Here is a 17,553-nt window from a genome sequence, read left to right as displayed (position 1 = left end):
GTTTGTAGAGCCGACTATCGCTATCCATTCCTAGTTCCTTTCATTCCACCGAGCTGACAACACCTGAGTCTATATTGGGTCTCGTTAAGTATGGCACTTTGCCCGAGGGTACCAGATTTGCTGCAGCTTCCAAGTGGACGTCCTGGTCATCGAAGAAAATGTGGGGGTTGAAGCCCGTAAGCACTTTGGGCTTGCCCACACCACCGAGGAAGAAAGCTTCATCAACGTACACGCCCCAGGCACGCAGAGTGTTGATCACGCGCATTTCCGACGGGGAGTTTCGAGCGGTGACAATGGCGATTCTGATCGGTGAATCCTTGCTACCGGTAGGTAAACGCTCCTGCAATTTGGCCAGTTTTATGAGCAGGCTGGCGTAGGGGCCCTCTTCCATGGGGGTGTGCTGCAGTGCATCTTCCTGCGCCTGAAAGGCATCCAGCCCTTGGGTTTTGTAGACCAGTTCACTAGCATCGGAAAACAGGACTGCGTCACCGTCGAAAGCGATGCGTACCTGGCCTTTGGGGATTTGCGGAGCGTTGGCTGGGGGCGCCTTTAGGATCGCAGCGGCGCATTGCCGGGAATCGATCACCTTTTGCGCGTCGTCCACGTTGGTGGTGAGAAATAGATCGACATCGAAGGCATCCATGTAATCAGCCACTGACTCGCCACCAGTGAACGCTGAACGCGTGATCGCCAACTGATCCCGGCGAATGGTCTTGAGTACGCGAATACCCGTGTCCGGGCTGTTGCGAGACATCACCACTACTTCGACCAGAGGGGATAGGTCGCCTCTTTCCATATGCCGGTTGAGATCGAGCAGCGCCTTAGCCAAATGATAACCGGTGCCAGGTGACAGCGGCTCGTCCTCGTGCTCCTCCATGTAGCGACGATAGTTGTCGATCACGCTTTCGGGGTCGGCCTCAAGCGCCGTCTTGAACATCTGATCGGACTCGCTCATGTCAAAAAGGGCAGTGGCGGAGATGCCCACCACCAAGGTGTTGCTCAAATCAAGTGCCATCACATTACTTCCTGCATAACAGAGATGATCATGAGCCCCCCCCCCCGCCGCGAACGTTGGAAAGCTTGATGGAGGCGAGCCGCCCCCCCTCAGAGCTGACCAGCGAAGGCTCTCTGACTCAAGGATTCAAAAAGTGGAGAGTCTGCATCCCGAAACTTCTGTTTCAATCTATCCATCACGATTTTTCTGATACGAACGAACGCCTCCTGCTCGACAAGAGGTGGCTTAAATACCGGAGCCTCTCTTAACCTAGCCAAAGTAATTTCTTTGAAAGTCGCACCCTTCGAATTTTTATCAATCCATGAACGAAACCCAGCGCTCCTGAGCAGCTCAACTAAAAATTCAGCCTTAACGTCGCCAGCTGGCGAAATTTTTGCCGTCCCTTGAGTCAAATTTGCACCATCAAGAAAAGACGGAACGATATCAGCAGAACCAATGCTCGCTCTAATGCAATAAACAATGTCACCTGCACTGACCTCGGAACGCTTGAATTTATTTGCTATATCAACGGATGTGCATGCGTAGCCTGCAGCCTGCAGTTTTCCATTTTTAAAATCTCCAGTTCTAATATATGGAACACCACCATCCACATGATCCCCGGCCTGAACGATGCCATACGTAATAATTGAATCTTGTCTAACGAGATCCGAAAGAGCAAAAGTCTCCCAGCCCTTTAAATTGGTAGCTGGGTCACCGAACATGTCTAAAAAGGCGGCGCGAAGGAAGTCATTGGCGAGCTGGATGGCTTGCTGGCGTTTGCGGCGGATGGCGTCGGCCTTGTCGAGGATAGCAGCGATGCGCTTTTGTTCGGGCAGGGGTGGGAGAGGAATTTCAATTTTTGTAAGTCCCTGCCCAGTTATTTGAGGCTGTGCCGAGCCAGATATGACGTCATTGAAGCCACGTCCTAGAAGGTAGTAATAGAGATATCTGATATCTGCCTTTTCGCAGTCCAAATCATCCAGAGCCATTGCATTGCCATTAATGTAAGACTCAGGTTCAGATATATGTACATTTCCGCAAGTGGCGCCACGACAAGTAATCATCAAAGTCGGAAATTCGTGCGTATATTCCGAGTAAAAGCCAATTTTTCCATTGGCGCCATATACAGGGTAACCCTCTTCAAGCAGACTACTGGCGGAAATAGTTTTCCACTGTCGAGGACGGCATATGTCATGCAATTTGGGACTGTCAGAAATTTTGTGTTCGGGCATAACATGAGCGAAAGGAGCCTGTATGCCGACCAAAAAGAAACCTGCGCGCCAACCACTGAGAGATCTGCCCAAAATCCCGAAAGAGTTGCTTGAGTCTTTCGGTGAAGGGCTGATGACCGCCGATGCCATCGAGATGGCTTCTGCGGCGTTCAAGAAGGCCTTGATCGAGCGCGCCCTGAGTGCCGAACTGGGTCACCATCTGGGCTATCCATCGGGCGCGCAGCGGCCGGAGGATGAAACCAACCAGCGCAATGGTAAAAGCGGCAAGACGGTTCTAACCGGCGATGGCCCGATTCGGCTGGAGATTCCGCGTGATCGAGATGGCAGTTTCTCCCCCATCCTGATTCCCAAGCACGAGCGCCGTTACACCGGTTTTGACGACAAGATCATCGCCATGTATGCCCGTGGCATGACCGTCAGAGAGATCCGTGCGTTTCTTTGCGAGCAGTACGGCACGGACGTGTCGCCGGACTTCATCAGCTCTGTAACTGACGAGGTCATGGCAGAGATCGGCGCGTGGCAACAGCGGCCCCTGGAGCCGATGTATCCCGTTATTTTCTTCGATGCCCTGCGGGTCAAAATCCGTGAAGAGGGGCTGGTCCGTAACAAGGCGATCTACCTGGCGCTGGGTGTATTGCCCAACGGAACCCGCGATATCCTAGGTATCTGGATCGAAACCACGGAAGGCGCCAAGTTTTGGATGAAGGTCTTCAACGACCTCAGGACACGCGGCGTCGAAGACGTGTTGATCGCGGTGACCGATGGCCTCAAAGGCATGCCAGAAGCCCTCAGCGCCGTGTTTCCAGAGACGACCTTGCAGACCTGCATTGTTCATTTAATCCGCAACAGCCTTGATTACGCGGCCTGGGATAAGCGCCGCGAATTGGCCAAGGCGCTCAAGCCGATCTATCAGGCAGTCACCGCCGAAGCGGCCGAGCAAGCGCTGGATGCCTTTGAACAGGGGCCCTGGGGCAAGCAGTACCCCACAGTCGTGGCGGCTTGGCGACGCGCGTGGGATCGAGTCATTCCATTCTTTGTATTCCCGCCTGCCATCCGCAAAGTGATCTATACGACCAACGCTATCGAGAGCATCAATGCGCAGTTGCGTAAGATCATTAAAACCCGAGGTCACTTCCCGACCGACGAGGCCGCGACCAAGCTGATCTGGCTGGGGTTACGCAATATCACGGCCAAATGGGGCAACGCAGCCCATGATTGGAAAAGCGCGATGAATCAGTTCGCAGTTCTGTACGGAGATCGATTTATCAGGCCGACCTGGTAAAGCATGGCTTGCCTAACGGCAGGCCGTTATTGGCCCGCACACAAAAAATCTGACAGGCCCTGCAATTTAAGCGACGGCCAACTCACAGCATCTCCTCCAGCGCATCCAGGTCCGCCAAAATTTCCAATTCCAGCTCTTTTAGCCGTCCCAAAATCACCTTTGGATCTTCGTACTGCTCTTGCTGGTACTCCACCTCTCTATAGCGATTGATAGACAGGTCATACTTGTTAGCAGCGATATCTTCAGCAAGCACGACAAACGCCTTTTTGCGCTTGTCGCCAAACAGGGTGTTGATAGTGCTGGCGCTGACATTACCTTCGACCATCTGACGATATTTGTGCCACTGGGCAATCGCATCAGGCAGGTCATTGCTGCCCTCGCCTTTAAGCTCAATGCGTTTGTCGTCCAGCGAGTAACCATCGGCGTGCAGATCATAGAACCACACGCGCTCGGTGGTGCCGCCTTTAGTGAAAATCAGAATGGCTGTGCTAACACCGGCATAGGGCTTAAACACTCCGCTGGGCAAGCTGACGATGCCTTCGAGCTGGTTATTGTCGAGCAGCTCCTGGCGCAGTTGCTGGTGAGCCTTACTGGAGCCAAAGAGCACACCGTCCGGGACGATCACCGCTGCACGGCCGCCAAGCTTGAGCGATCGCAGGATATGAGCGACAAATAGCAGCTCGGTCTTTTTGGTTTTCACCAGGCCCAGTACGTCTGGGTTGGTGTTGGTTTCGTCAAGCGTGCCTTTGAACGGAGGATTAGCAAGCACCACGTCGAAGAAGTCTTGCTCCTGACGCGGGTAGTATTCCTTGATGGACTTGCTCAGGGAGTCCTGATAGCGAATATTCGCGCCATTCACCCCGTGCAACATCATATTCATGCTGGACACCCGCAGCATGGTGGTGTCGAAGTCAAAGCCCCAGAACATGTGCTTGTTGATATGCTCGCGATACGGCTCAAGCAGGTCGCCGCTGTAGTGCGGATTGCCGTCCTCATCTTTGAATATGCCGGCATCACTGGAGTGCACTTGGTTAAGGTACTCCATAGTACGGGCGAGAAAGCCCGCAGTGCCGCAGGACGGGTCGCATATCACATCGGTGGGCTGAGGCGCGATCAGTTCGATCATTGCATCGATAATGTGCCGCGGCGTGCGGAACTGGCCATTGATGCCGGCGGTTGTGAGCTTGCTCAGCAGGTATTCGTAGATATCACCCTTGACGTCGCTCTGGGTCAGCGGCAAGTCGTTGACCATCTCCACGGCGGAGGTCAGTACCGACTCGTTTTTGATCTCCAGGTCAGCGTCCTGCATGTACTCGCCGATATGACCCAGGCCTTCCAGCGCGCTGCCTTCTTCACCCAAGCCGTCCGCCGCATCGGACTTCTTGCCCAGTTTGGCGAAGTAGGGATAGACGTTCTGCTTGAGATGCTTGTGCAACTCTTTACCACTGAGGTGGTGGAAATTCTTCCAACGCAGCAACTGGCCTTCCGGCGTATTGGGGAACAGACGATCAAAAGACTTGCCGGTACGATTGGCCTTACGCTCGGCCACGTCTTCCTGCATGTCGAGCATGCGGGCGAACATCAGGTAGCTGATCTGTTCGATCACGGTCAGCGGGTTGGTGATACCGCCAGTCCAGAACTTTTCCCAGAGCTTGTCGATATCGTTGCGGATTTTGCCAGTAAGCATTTTTTGCTACTTCTCTTTATCAGAATTCGGAATTACTGCTGGGCGGACAATTCGCCAGCAAAAGGATCATGTGCGCCAGCGAGCAAAGGCTCGTTTGACGCGGCAGTTTCTTCGATGGCTTCGACGATCAGGGACAGACGCTCCGCCTCGAAATCCATATGGGCTGGCTCAAGCTGCGGCAGGGTCTTGCTGACTTTTGCGGACAGTTTGTCGAAACGCTCGACCTTACCGTAGAGACCCTGCTGCCCCGCCAAGGCTTTCACGGTGCCGTTGTAATGATTGCTCGCCGTATTGAGGCTTCCGCCCAGCTTGCTGAGGCGCTCGGCAACAATGCAGACCTGGTTGTAAATTTCCCCGGCTTTTTCACTGATCTCACGCGCATCGGCATTGCTGCGTTCAAGCATCCAGAGATTGGAGACGGTACGCAAAATCGGGATCAGCGTGGTGTGGGAGACCAGCACGATACCCTTCTTGTAGCCGTACTCAAACAGATCCTTGTTGTGCTTCATGGCCTCGATATAAGCAGGCTCGATGGGCATGAACATCAGTACAAAGCTTGGGCTACGCATACCAATCAGGTTGGTGTAATCCTTGGATGCCAAATCGTCGATGTGCCTGCGCACAGACTTTACGTGCTCCACCAATGCCAGTTGATATTCCTCCGGAGTGCTAGCAGAGCCGGCGCGATCATAGGCGACCAGCGAAACTTTGCTGTCGATGATCATGTGCTTGCCGTCTGGGATTTTGATCAGGTAGTCAGTCTGCTTGCTCTTGCCTTCAGCGTCCTTGAACGCGCTTTGCACTTCGTAGTGCGCCTCCTCGACCAGGCCGCTCATTTCCAGGGTGCGACGCAATTGTGCTTCGCCCCACGCGCCACGCTGCTGAGAATCACCCTTGAGGGCCGATGTCAGGTTGTTGGCCTCACTACTCATCTTCAGCCCAATATCCAGCACCTTCTTGATCTCAGCATTTAAGCTGGTGTTGCCTTGCAGAGAAGCATCGTGAACATCATTGATGCGCTTCTGAAAGCCCTCGATCTGATCACGGAAGGGTTTGAGCATGCCGTCAATGCTGGTCTGGCTAGTGTGGGTGAAGGTCTTGCCTTTTTCCTCGAAGATCTTATTAGCCAGATTTTCGAACTCCTGAGTCAGCGATTTGCGGGTATCGGCCAACTGAAGCATTTGCTCCTGGAAGTGCTCTTCGCGCTTTTGCAGAGTGGTTTTAAGTTCAGTGTGCTCGGACGACAGTCCGCCGAAACGCTCCTGCAATGCATTGAGTACCTGCGCCCGCTCAGTCAACGCCTGCTTGGCCTCGCTCAACTGCTCACGTACATCGCGGTCGGAAGTTTCCAGAGACTTGGCCCGCTTACCCTCATTGGCCAGCTCATCCTTGAGGCGGTCACGGTCTGCTTGCAATTGGTCGTTGGAAGTCTGCGCTTTTTCCAGGCGATCACGCAGATCGCTGACCCGCTCTTGGAGTGCCCTCCCCTCAGCCTGGGCAGTATCCAGGCGCTTAGCGGCTTCATGATGCTGCCGGTTTGCCTCTTCCAACTTCACTTGCACAGCAGCAATGACGTCCCGGCTCTGCTGTTGCTCAGTGTTCAGCCGCGTCACGTTTTCGAAGGCTGACTGTAATTGCGCGTTCAACTTGCTTTCTGCAACTTGCAGCTCATGACCGCGCCCTTCCGCCGCCTTTAGCTGCTCAGTGAGAACAACCTTCTCTGTGATTACCGATGCCTGAGCCGTGTGAGACTGCTCAAGCTGGACTGTCAGTTGGCTCAGTTGCCGCCCCTGACGCAACGCTGCTACGAAGTAACCGAGCAGCGCAGAAGCCACAGCGAGCACTGTAGTGATAACAATGATGTCCGTAGTCCATTGACTGGCTTGCATGGTCACTCCTGAACGCCAGATGGCGAGTTGTTCTCGCGAAGGAAGGGTTTGAGCACTGCGACCAGCTGATCAATATCAGTCGGCTTGAAAACGCCATCGATTCCCTCATGGGAAATTCTGTTGAAGGGTGCATCGTAGAGTTTTTCGATGACGATGCTGCCGTGCTGGGCGATGTAGTTCTTCAACAGGTTCATGAAGCTCACCTGCTGAGCAGTGAGGCTTGGGTGGCTGTGAAGGAAATTCTTGAAGTGCTCTTCGATGGCCTGCGCATCCTGTCCGATCATCTCGCGAATCGTGACGTGTAGCTGCTCTGCCGTACGTCCATAAAACTCATTCAGCAAATCTAGGCTTACTCCGGGATGGCTGGTAAGAATAGTCGAGGTCAGGGTTTTCAAGTCTGGCTCGGCGATTGGCTCGCCTTTGTGGATTTTTTGCAGAATCGGATTGGCGGCGAGCATATCTGTGAGAATTTTTTTCAGTCGACCACGATACTGCATCGCCTCGCTGGCACCCGAGATCACGACTCGACGCTCCTCAGCCACCACGTTGTCATCCTTGGCTTTGGTGACTCCAACTCCGTAACTGACCGCACTCCCCGTCTGCCGGTATTTCATGATGCCGCGCAGTTCCTGGCGGGCGTTCTCCAGCTTGCTAATGCTCGGCTGCTGCCAGAAAGCCGCACTGCGCACCTCGGCGAGAATCTCATCCTTCTGGCGCACGGCCTGGATATTCACAGCAAGCTTGTCCAGCTCAGCCAGAAGGGCGATCTTGCCGTCCTCGAAACAACTGGCCTGCTCCACCAGACAGCGTTCAATGTTGGCGACCAGCTTGTCCAGCGCGGTAGCGTGTTTGTCGTGCAATACCCGAGCGGACATCAGCGGGGCAATGGTGTTGCTCAAGAGATGCTGAGTATTGGCCTCAAAACGTTTTAGCAGATCGGTCTGCTGCAACTGGTGCACGTTACGCAGCTCGCGCTTGACCGCCACGCTGGTTTCCGGAAGGTCATTGATGTCGGCGGTCAATAAGTCAGTGGCGGCATCGAAAGCCTCGGCATGGTTGAGCCTCAGCGCGGCCTGGGCCAGTTCCAGACGAGCCTCGAAAGTCGACTGCAGCAAAGACTTGCCGCCAGTGTCTTCCGGCTCCTGGTACTCCTGCTCGAAGAAATCGAAGTTGCCGTAGTGATCAAAGATCAAGAACTCTTGCTTGTCTTTGCCATGACCAAACAGATTGGGACGCAGGCGGGTGCCTCGACCAATCATCTGCCAGAATTTGACCCAGGACTTCACCGGCTTGGCGAACACAAGGTTCACCACCTCTGGCACGTCGATACCGGTGTCCAGCATGTCGACCGAGATGGCTATCCGAAAGTCGTTATCCGGCTTTTTGAATTCCTTGATCAACGAGCCCACATGAGTGATCCCGTTATGGATAACCTTGCAAACCTTGGTCCCGTACTGCGGGTAGAGTTTGCAGAAGAGCTTTTCGAGATGCTCGGCGTGATCCTGGCGCTGAGCGAAGATGATTGTCTTGCCTACCAGAGAGCCGGTTTCATCCTTGATGCCGTTGTCGATCAGGTTTTCCAGAATGATGCGATCGGTGTCTTCACTGAAGATCTTACGGCCAATGTCCTTGCCGGCGATGGTCGTGCGCTGGGCCTCCTCTTCGCCGAGATCTTCCTCAAGCTGGGCCTTTTGTTCGTCACTCAGGTCTCTGTAATGAATGCCATCACGCAGAAAATCGGTGGTTAAATCCTTGACGCGAAACGGCACCAGATAAGGCGGCTCGTTGTTGATGGCGGCATCCAGACCAAACTCAAACGTAGGGTCGGTGGTCTCGCAATCGAAAATATCGAACGTGTTACGGCTGATGAATTTGACCGGCGTGGCGGTGAGGCCAACTTGCAGCGCATCGAAGTAGTCGAAGATATCGCGATATCTGTTGTAGATACTACGGTGGCTCTCATCGGCAATGATCAGGTCGAAGAAGCCCACGTCGAGCTGAGCGAAGCGGTTCATCATTCCCGGGTAAGTGGCAATGAAGATTCGCGCCGTCTGATCCACCTTGCTGGTTTCACCGATGACGCAGCGCGGTTCGCTCGGCAAGTTCTGCTTGAACGCATCGTCAGCCTGAACACGCAGCTCTTTGCGGTCGCAGAGAAACAACACTCGTTTGGCCCAGCCGGTGCGCAGTAGCAGCTCAGCCAGGGCAATGGCCACACGGGTCTTGCCGGTACCGGTGGCCTGAATGATAAGTGCTTTGCGCCGCTGCTTTTGAAAATGGGCGGCAACGGTCTTGATGGCCTCGATCTGATATGGGCGGTCGGCGATGCTCAAGTCAGGGTTGTGCTGCTCCAGCTTGGCGATACGATACTGGCGCTGGTACGCCAGATACTCGAGGCTGCTCTTACTATAGAGGCCATACACCGGGCGGTAGGTATTGTATTGCGCGTCATCCCAGATAAAAGTTTCGTAGCCGTTGCTGTAGAAAATCACCGGCCTCTGCATGCCCATACGCTCAAAGCCATCGGCGTAAATCCGCGCTTGCTCACGCCCGGCTTGCAGGCTGACATTGCCAGATTTCTTGGCTTCGATCACAGCCAATGGCTGGCCGTTATCACCCCAAAGCACATAGTCCGCACGCCCCTTGCCACTGGGATTGTCAGGACAGTCGACTTCGACTTCCAAACCAACCTGAGCAGAATCACTTACATTCCAACCGGCCTGTTGCATCATCAGATCGATCATGAGCTTGCGGGTTTTCGACTCGCTCCATTGCAGGCTGTCAGACACCTGTTGACTCTGCTGCATACGCTTTTGCTGATCAGGCTTGGCTGGCGGATCAAGCTTGTCGAGATTGCGGGTACGTTCTTGCTCAAGCTTGTCCAACACACGCTGAAGCTCTTCCTGCCGCTGGTTCAGCTCCTTTTCATAGCTGAAGACAGTCTTCTGCAGCTTAGCCAACGCAACAGTTGGGTCCTGGACATTGGCGAACTCGGGGATCGCAGCCTGTGCAGCTCCGTAATATTTGATAGCCATGTACATAGCCAGCTGATGGGCAGTTTTCAGCGCCTGCTGGGCGTTACGCAGATTACCTTCAGCACCATGGGCAGTGTCGTTGCCCTGGACGCGCAGAAAATTGATCTGGTGCACAAGGGGTTTGCTGACGCAGTCCGTGAAGACCGAGTTTTTCACCAAGTCGTAGAAGGTTGACTGCGGCATACGCGGAAGCAACTCTTCCTTATAGACGGATTTGGTAAGCTCCTCTGCGAAGCTGCGTAGGCGAGTCATTGCACTGCCTGGATCAATATGCAGTACAGCCTCAGCCAGACCAGCAAGGTTCGCCAGCAATTCATTGCCAGAGCGGAGGAATTCGAAGTTGACTGATTTCATAAAGGCTATTCTGTCCATATCGATCCTATAGCGAGGACCGTGCCAAATTTTAGTCGATGCCGTACTTGCTCATCCAGTTGCTCAGCGTCTGCTGGCTTTTGAGGCCTAGCAGGCCAGCCGCCCGAGTTTTGTTATTGCCTGTAATCTTAAGTGCCTGGCGAAGGTAATGATCAGCCATGCTAGATATTAACTCTTGCAAATCAATACCTTGAGACACATCAAGGGACATTAAACTTTGCTTATCCGGAGGCAACTGAAACAACGCCTGCTCGACGTCAGCCGCACCTATTACGCTGCCTGAACACCAGAGAGCTGCCCGCAACAAGGTGGATTGCAATTCCCGGACATTGCCTCGCCAAGGGTGTCGAAGAATAAGATTTTTTGCATCAATGGAAATCTTCTTACCTTTAAGGGAGCTATCCTGAGCCGTGATTTCCTTCAACAGCGAATCCGCGAGCAGCAGCAGATCTCCCTCACGCTCACGAAGCGGTGGTAGGTGCAAGACGCCGACCGCTACTCGGTAGAACAAGTCTTCCCTGAAGCGGCCGTCTGCCACGGCCTGCATCAGATTGCGATGGGTGGCTGTGATCAGGCGCACATCCACTTTGGTGTCCTGACTCGCTCCCACCGGAGTTACAACACCTTCTTGTAGCACCCGCAGCAGGCGTACCTGTGCGTCTGAAGTGAGTTCCCCGAACTCATCCAGAAAAAGAGTTCCCCCATGAGCTTGCTGGAAAACACCGACTCGATGCTCGACTGAACCTGTGAAAGCACCTTTACGGTGACCAAACAACGTGGAGTCAATCAGCTCAGGAGGGATAGCCCCGCAGTTAATCGCGATGAATGGCCCCGTAGAGCGAGGACTGGCATTGTGAATCGCCCTGGCGAACAATTCCTTACCGGTCCCTGTCTCTCCATAGATCAGTACGGGCACCTGCTTTTGCGCCAGAATTTGTGCCTGAGACTTGAGAGTCAGAATGCACTCGCTTTGCGTGATAATGCTGTCAAAAGCCGCGTTGACTGGGGCATGGCCATTAGCGAGCTGTAGCAGCTTGTCACCACTGATGGTATTAGCCGCTGGCACATACTCCGCAGCTATCTCGAATGGCACATCAACCTTCTGCACGCCTTGTTCTAGCGAGGACTGATAGAAAGTGGCGGGGTACCTAGTCTTGCCAAGCAAGATCCAGATAGCCTGCATGGCAGGTGTCCCGGGACTAATCAGAATCGAAAGATCCACCTGTGATGAAAACAATTGCTCCAGATGCGCTTGCGCTGCCTTGTAGATTTCCCCGAAGTGAACAGGGGAACTCAATGACTCGTAGCGTGGATTAATGACTATATCCACAGTCGACCTAAGCCATTGGAGATAGGGTTCTACACGCTCGGCCGGGTAGGAGCACAGCAGTTCCAGCTGATCAAAAGACGCGGCTTGTAGAGTGGCTAAAATTGGACCGACTTCAGTCCCGCCCGGGGCTTTGAGATCGTTCCCACCCACCCAACATGTCAAAACGCGTTGCTTTTTAGACACTGCCCTAATTCTCCCGACGCTTACTCCAGACTGGATCCAGACAGAGCATGCGGATAGTAAACTATTGAGGCAATTTTAACCTTGCCAATAGCATGAATTATTTACAGCTACACATCGCCTCTTCAGGTGTTCAAGTCCCGTCGAGTGCACTGTCTTTTTTCCCTTTGCTTCCAAAGGGTTGGCGTTTCTATCAAAGCCAGTTTCAGTGCTAAACGTCGTTTTGCCGTGCGTTTGCCGCAAGGGCTATCTAGCCTAGCGAATAACCTTCAAAACCAAATCTGACGCCCAAACTTGGGCATGCCTGATCGAAAGCGAAATTAACCGAGCTTTTTTGCGTTGTTCGCCGGTGCTTGAGGCGCTATTTACTCGGCGACGCATTGGGCTGCTCAGCCCACTGTTTGATGGCTATCTCTATATGCAGCTTTGCCAGATACTCCTGCTCAAGGCGCCCCCGCTCTTGGTCCCAGAGAAACCTATAGAAAGCAGCCTCCTCAGCCAGCAAACCTGAAGGGGCCGACTCTTGGGCTTTAGTGGGTTCAACAACAGCATTTTTCGAGTACCGGTCGAATAGCACCCGCTCCATTAGTAGTGCTTCAACGGTGGGCTGATGGCGTCTAGCTCGGGCAAGCATTAGCAATCCCCACGTGTCCATGTCACCCCAGTAAGCGATCCGTTTCTCTCCTAGATGTGCAGACGCCAACCACTTCAGATCAAGCCCGGCACCCAGCACAGCTACAGTACCTGGTACACCTTCAGGTAGAAGGTGAATGCAGTGTTCATTTTCCACTACGAGCAATCGAGAACCAGGAAGTGTAGTTTCGGCCAGTTCAGACGTGGTAAGTCTGAGTCGCTTGAAGGGGAGCAGCTCCGGTTGAAGAGGTACGACTAGCACCCAATGGCTGCTCTCACCAAAAGCATCTAGAAAAGTCGTCAGGCCCTGCTCGGAAACGGCGCCTTCGAAGCGCTCATCAAGAAGTTTTATCAACAGGGTAGCGTTTCGCTCGAAAAACTTGGTATCTACTTCGTGCTCAGCAAGCAGACGCAGCGAGCGGCCTTGGGCACAGCCTGGAGACAATCGAGTGGCGAGTTGCGCTGTGGCGATAACCTCGCCAGGAGGTTTCGTTAGCCACAAACTCCGTTGAGCCACCAGCAGGGCATGAAAAGCGCTATCAACCCGCTCGACCAGATACTCGAGCTGAGCGTATTCCCTACCAACGCATGAGTCGCCAGTCGCTAAAATCCATTCCGACGGGCTGTTCAGTTGCCAGTGCAACGGCAAGGAAATCGGGGCTAACCCCGCCCGGTAGTTAACGGCCCCCCAGTTAACCGTTCCTACTGTTACGCATCGCCAGCGCTCCACATGCTGAAGAACCGCCTTAATGTTGTTAGCAAAAAGTCGTGCCGGAGGCTTACCGATATTCAAGGTGTATGGCCAGCTATCGGGATTGAGCAAACGCTCTAACCGAATACTGGATTGCTGCCATTGCCTAGCCAAGCCAAGGCCAATTTCAAGGGGTGACTTCATGCGTAACCTTTATACGCTGCTGATGGTGCTCATCCAGAGCCTCCCAGCTGAGGGAAACCAAGCTGGACTCCAAGCCTCGCCGGTGAACGACGATGGCCGAACGCGTGTGGTGGCGCAACAAACGCATTTCCTTGTTGGGCGTGATGAAAACGGCATGCAGGCCGAATTCCCTTAGCGCGGCGATTATCCGGCCGGCAACTGCGTGAGAACTACGCGAAAAGGCTTCGTCTAGAACGATAGTGCCAAAGAGTGGCCGGCTGCTGCCGTCAGGGCAAAGAGCATAGCTAAGAGACGCGGTTAATACGTAAGAGGCAATGATCTCCTTCTCACCACCGCTGCCACCCTGAGAGCCTTTTAAAGTGTGAATGACATTCTTGCTTTCTCGATCAATCACCGAGACCGCGAACTCAAGACGGAAGCGCGGATCCAGAAGTGACCTGGCCCATAGAGTTCGATTATGCTCGCAGGCATCTTTAAGTTGCCGTACAAGCTCTTGAAGCGCCTTGTAATGGCTCGCACCTTCATCATCGGCAAAGCGTGCTGAATTCAACTGGCGTTGAGCACGCTGTAGCGTACGTACGCGCTCATGGATAACTTTCCCTGCAACCAGTCGCAAATAGCGACCAGTTTGGAAGTCGACACGCTGCATCGTACTATTCAAATCATCCAGGCGCTCCTCGATCATCGATACCTCATGGTCGATATAGCTCAGCAATTGAGTAACGCCGTCATCGGAGGAACGGTTGAGATATTCCAGAAAACGCTTGAGTTTCTCGGGAAGCGCCTCCTCTGTCAGTACGCGCAAACGTTCTAGATATTTGGGTACGTCCACTAGATCTCGCCCAGCCTCCGACAGCGCACCGGTATCTACTTTCAAGGCATCGGACATACGCCCAACGAGCTCTGCTTGTTTCTCACTCAGCTTGTCACCGACCACTCTGAGCTGCTGTTGAAGCTCGCGCGCGTGGGTGCGTTCCAGCTCCAGAATGTCCCCAAGGTCTTCCGGCGCTAACGTAGGAAAGTGCTCTTCTGCCAGTTCGCGCTGCCCATCACTTAGCCCCTTTTCAGCGCCGTGAAAAGCCTTACGGGTAGCGGATGCGGCCTGATCAAACTGCGTTTTTAGCCGACTACACTCCCCGATCAGTTGGTTCAACTGCTGCTCTAGTGATGCCTGCAACGCCATGGCTTCATCCAGTTCGATCTTGACAACGGTGAGATCAGAATCGGGAAGAGTCAGCGTTTTCATGTGCGTGCGTAGCGATTCCAGCTCACTCTGCGCACCTGGTAGATCAATGTCCTCGAACTGCTGCTCTTCAATGCGCTTGAGCGCCAATGCCTGAGTTTCCAACTGTTTTACGTTATCTTGAGCAGCATTCAATGCCTGATTGGATGGCATGAGCTGTTCATTTATCCTCTGGATCTGATGGGCAAGGTGGGCTAGGCGGTCGCGGTTATCGAAGCCAGTTAACCAGCCCTCATCCAGGCGCCTCTGATCCTGCTTATCAAAGAAGCGCTCCTTGCCAGACATCAGCCCTTGGGCTGTCATTGCGTGAGGCATATGACGCAGTTGCTCTGAGGTTTCCACGCAGTGGCGATCGGTGTCCGCTAACAGTGCTTTTACAACTTCACGGTATGGATGTTCCTTGAAGGTCAATTTGCGCGTGAAGCCATCATCAAAGAACACGGGAAGTGAAGAGGGCTCTTTTACCTCCAGTAAGCGCACATGCAAGCGGTTATGTCGCTGGTTCACCCAACGCAAGGCCGACTGGGATGCTCCCTGCGGTACCAGGATGCGCAGTCTATGGCTGCCAATGGCCCGTTCGATAGCGCCCCGCCATGCCTGCTCCTCGGGCTTGACCTGTACCAGTTCAGCAACGAAAGGAAGGGCCAACTCATCAAGACCAAGCGCTTGCGCTAGATCACTCCGAAAAGTATGAAAATGTCCATGCAGGTTCGAACCCGGCCGCGTCTCAACTTCGACACGCTCCTGCTGCAAGGTAGATAGTTGATCTTTCAGCTCTTGCTGGGCGACGCCAGCTTTAAACGCCACTTCACGCGCGCTATCGAGCTGCTGACTAAGAATTTCCAAGCGCTCGGCAACCTGCCCCTGGTTATTTTTAAGAGAAGCGAGCGACAGCTGCTCAGATAAACCTAAATTTTTGGCCAAACGGCAGTAATGCTCAGCTTGTAAGCTACGTCTATTGCATATCTTGTCCCAGTCAGCAATACGTTCGCGCAGTTGATCTATACCAGCGCCACCGACTTGCAGGTAACGCTGACGTTTTTGCTCAACCATTTCTTTTTGAACACCGATTTGGCTCTTGCATTCCTTCCAATCCAGTTCGGCTTTCTTACACTCCTGCTCTAGTCTGTTTGTCTCGGCCAACCACAGGCGATACCCCTGCTCGGCAAACCAGATCGGAAGAATACCGTCGAGAATCTGCTTATCCTGTAACCGCTCTTGCAATACCTTATAGTGCTCCCAGCCATCAGCAACGGGTTGCAATGACCGCTGCTGTTTCCTAGCAGTTTCCAGTTCTCGGTGGATATCGGTTAGATCATCGAAGCTGTTGGCAACCTCGGCGGCACGCTCGAAGGCAGAGCGCTCATCCAGTACTAGTTCACGAAAGATTTCGTCGATGCTATTAAGCTGTTTCAAACCGGCAGCACGGTTGAGCAGAGTGAATGCGTTTTCACCAACCTCAAAGTAGTCCCTCAGCCGGGCCAAGAACGCTTTCTTGCTCGGATAAGGCCAAATACCTGTGCCCTCCTTGTCCATATGACGCAAAGCCCGCATTCCTCCCTCGCGGTGCCGATTGAGCCAATGATGCAAGGTTTGCTCGGGTGCTTCGCTTAACAGCCAAAGCTTTTTCAGGTCAGATGCCGAGGAACTTGTGTCCTCGAACCATAACACAGCCCCCAGGCGCACCTGCGTACCGTCACGCTCGAGCGTGGCGGCGATTGCGGTAACAGTCCTGCCCTTACGAGCGATGTGAGACTGCTGAATGCCTCCATCTCCAGGACCGGTTACACCCCTTACATAGGACACTAGGTCCCGGTCACTCTCATGCCCACCCGTAGAGGCCAGGTTATAGCGAGGGGTGGCACACAACAGGGTCATCAATGCATCCACCAAGGTCGTTTTGCCGCTACCCGTCGGGCCGATTACTGCAGTTCCGGACGGATCGATTTCGGCACGGTGATACGCTTGAAAGCCACCCCAGTTATAGAGCTCAAGGGTGGTCAGAATAAAGGTTTCACTGTCACGCCAGAGGGGTGCCTGCTTCATAACACATCCTCTCCCGCCTCTTGAGCCACTAGTGGCGTATCCTCCACCTGCTGCCTTAACCAAGCTACCAGGGCCTGCAGGCTTTCCGGGTTAGCCAAGTGCGTAATGATAGGGCGGATAATGACGCGGTCATGTGCGTCCAGAGCGGATACTAGACCATGACCTTTGAGCTGGTCTAAAAGTGTAATCATGCGGTTGCGCTCCTTGGCTTCACTGCCTAGTTCTCCCAGATAAACCTGCAACTGTGGAATTAACTCATCAGCTGCTACTAATGCTTGGCCTGCACCGGTGCCGCTTTCCTGCTCGTACACAATGAAATGCTGTCGCAATATGGCGATCAGTAGCGACTGCTCTAAATTTAGCGTCTGCCTGCGCACCAGCGGATGCGACCAGTCATCCTGATCAGTAATCTCGTTATGTCGAACAGTGACAAATACCAGTCCCCGTACCTCATCGACACCCATGGCAAGATCAAGCGGTTCCAAAATTCTGGCTACCTCCTCGGTATTTGAAAGTGCTGATCGATAGAGATTAGGCTTATGGTTCTCTTCTAGTAGCCCGTACTTGAGCATTTCCTGGACTGCCTCACGCACATGTTGCAACGTGCGCTGCTCCCCAGTTTGTGTAGCAGCACTTACGAGAAACTGCTCATCTCTTATACCTTCATCTATTAGTACAGGCTCTGCTTCGCCTGTATTGTTGGCATTTGCGATACGATCAAAAATTCCTGCCATG

10 protein-coding genes are annotated in these 17,553 nt (G+C 53.5%); 1 reads left to right on the top strand and 9 read right to left on the bottom strand.

Features of this window, described 5'->3' with window-relative positions:
- Window positions 1-40 precede the first annotated feature (40 nt).
- Both AC4LE2_RS00820 and AC4LE2_RS00815 read right to left on the bottom strand, forming a co-directional pair.
- The gene (locus tag AC4LE2_RS00820) at window positions 41-1,015 is read right to left on the bottom strand and encodes a 5'-nucleotidase (protein ID WP_491823441.1); all 975 of its coding nucleotides are present in this window, start codon (window positions 1,013-1,015) and stop codon (window positions 41-43) included.
- 89 nt (window positions 1,016-1,104) lie between these two features.
- The gene (locus AC4LE2_RS00815; protein ID WP_491823439.1) at window positions 1,105-2,226 is read right to left on the bottom strand and encodes a restriction endonuclease subunit S; all 1,122 of its coding nucleotides are present in this window, start codon (window positions 2,224-2,226) and stop codon (window positions 1,105-1,107) included.
- 22 nt (window positions 2,227-2,248) lie between these two features.
- On the opposite strand from AC4LE2_RS00815, the gene AC4LE2_RS00810 reads away from it, so the two are divergent.
- Window positions 2,249-3,508: an IS256 family transposase gene (locus AC4LE2_RS00810; protein ID WP_491823437.1), complete on the top strand. Its 1,260-nt coding sequence runs from the start codon at window positions 2,249-2,251 to the stop codon at window positions 3,506-3,508.
- 82 nt (window positions 3,509-3,590) lie between these two features.
- On the opposite strand, the gene AC4LE2_RS00805 is transcribed toward AC4LE2_RS00810, so the two are convergent.
- From AC4LE2_RS00805 to AC4LE2_RS00775, 7 genes are all read right to left on the bottom strand, one after another.
- A complete protein-coding gene (locus tag AC4LE2_RS00805) occupies window positions 3,591-5,195 on the bottom strand; it encodes a type I restriction-modification system subunit M (protein ID WP_491823435.1) in 1,605 nt (534 codons plus the stop codon).
- Between the two features lie 32 nt (window positions 5,196-5,227).
- The gene (locus AC4LE2_RS00800) at window positions 5,228-7,084 is read right to left on the bottom strand and encodes a DNA recombination protein RmuC (RefSeq protein ID WP_491823433.1); all 1,857 of its coding nucleotides are present in this window, start codon (window positions 7,082-7,084) and stop codon (window positions 5,228-5,230) included.
- Between the two features lie 2 nt (window positions 7,085-7,086).
- Window positions 7,087-10,473: a DEAD/DEAH box helicase family protein gene (locus tag AC4LE2_RS00795; protein WP_491823431.1), complete on the bottom strand. Its 3,387-nt coding sequence runs from the start codon at window positions 10,471-10,473 to the stop codon at window positions 7,087-7,089.
- A gap of 49 nt (window positions 10,474-10,522) precedes the next feature.
- The gene (locus tag AC4LE2_RS00790) at window positions 10,523-12,004 is read right to left on the bottom strand and encodes a sigma 54-interacting transcriptional regulator (RefSeq protein WP_491823429.1); all 1,482 of its coding nucleotides are present in this window, start codon (window positions 12,002-12,004) and stop codon (window positions 10,523-10,525) included.
- 358 nt (window positions 12,005-12,362) lie between these two features.
- Window positions 12,363-13,529, bottom strand: a complete 1,167-nt coding sequence (locus AC4LE2_RS00785) for a Wadjet anti-phage system protein JetD domain-containing protein (RefSeq protein ID WP_491823427.1) — start codon at window positions 13,527-13,529, stop codon at window positions 12,363-12,365.
- A complete protein-coding gene (locus tag AC4LE2_RS00780; RefSeq protein ID WP_491823425.1) occupies window positions 13,513-16,818 on the bottom strand; it encodes an ATP-binding protein in 3,306 nt (1,101 codons plus the stop codon). Before AC4LE2_RS00780 ends, AC4LE2_RS00785 begins: the two co-directional genes overlap by 17 nt.
- Complete coding sequence (locus AC4LE2_RS00775; RefSeq protein ID WP_491823423.1) at window positions 16,815-17,552, bottom strand: DUF4194 domain-containing protein; 738 nt, start codon at window positions 17,550-17,552, stop codon at window positions 16,815-16,817. The genes AC4LE2_RS00780 and AC4LE2_RS00775 overlap by 4 nt, the downstream gene beginning before the upstream one ends.
- Window position 17,553: the final 1 nt, after the last annotated feature.

It is taken from the genome of Pseudomonas sp. 9.3L (genome assembly GCF_058536285.1).
The sequence above is the reverse complement of the archived record's forward strand: the minus strand, read 5'-3'. Positions and strand labels throughout refer to the sequence as shown.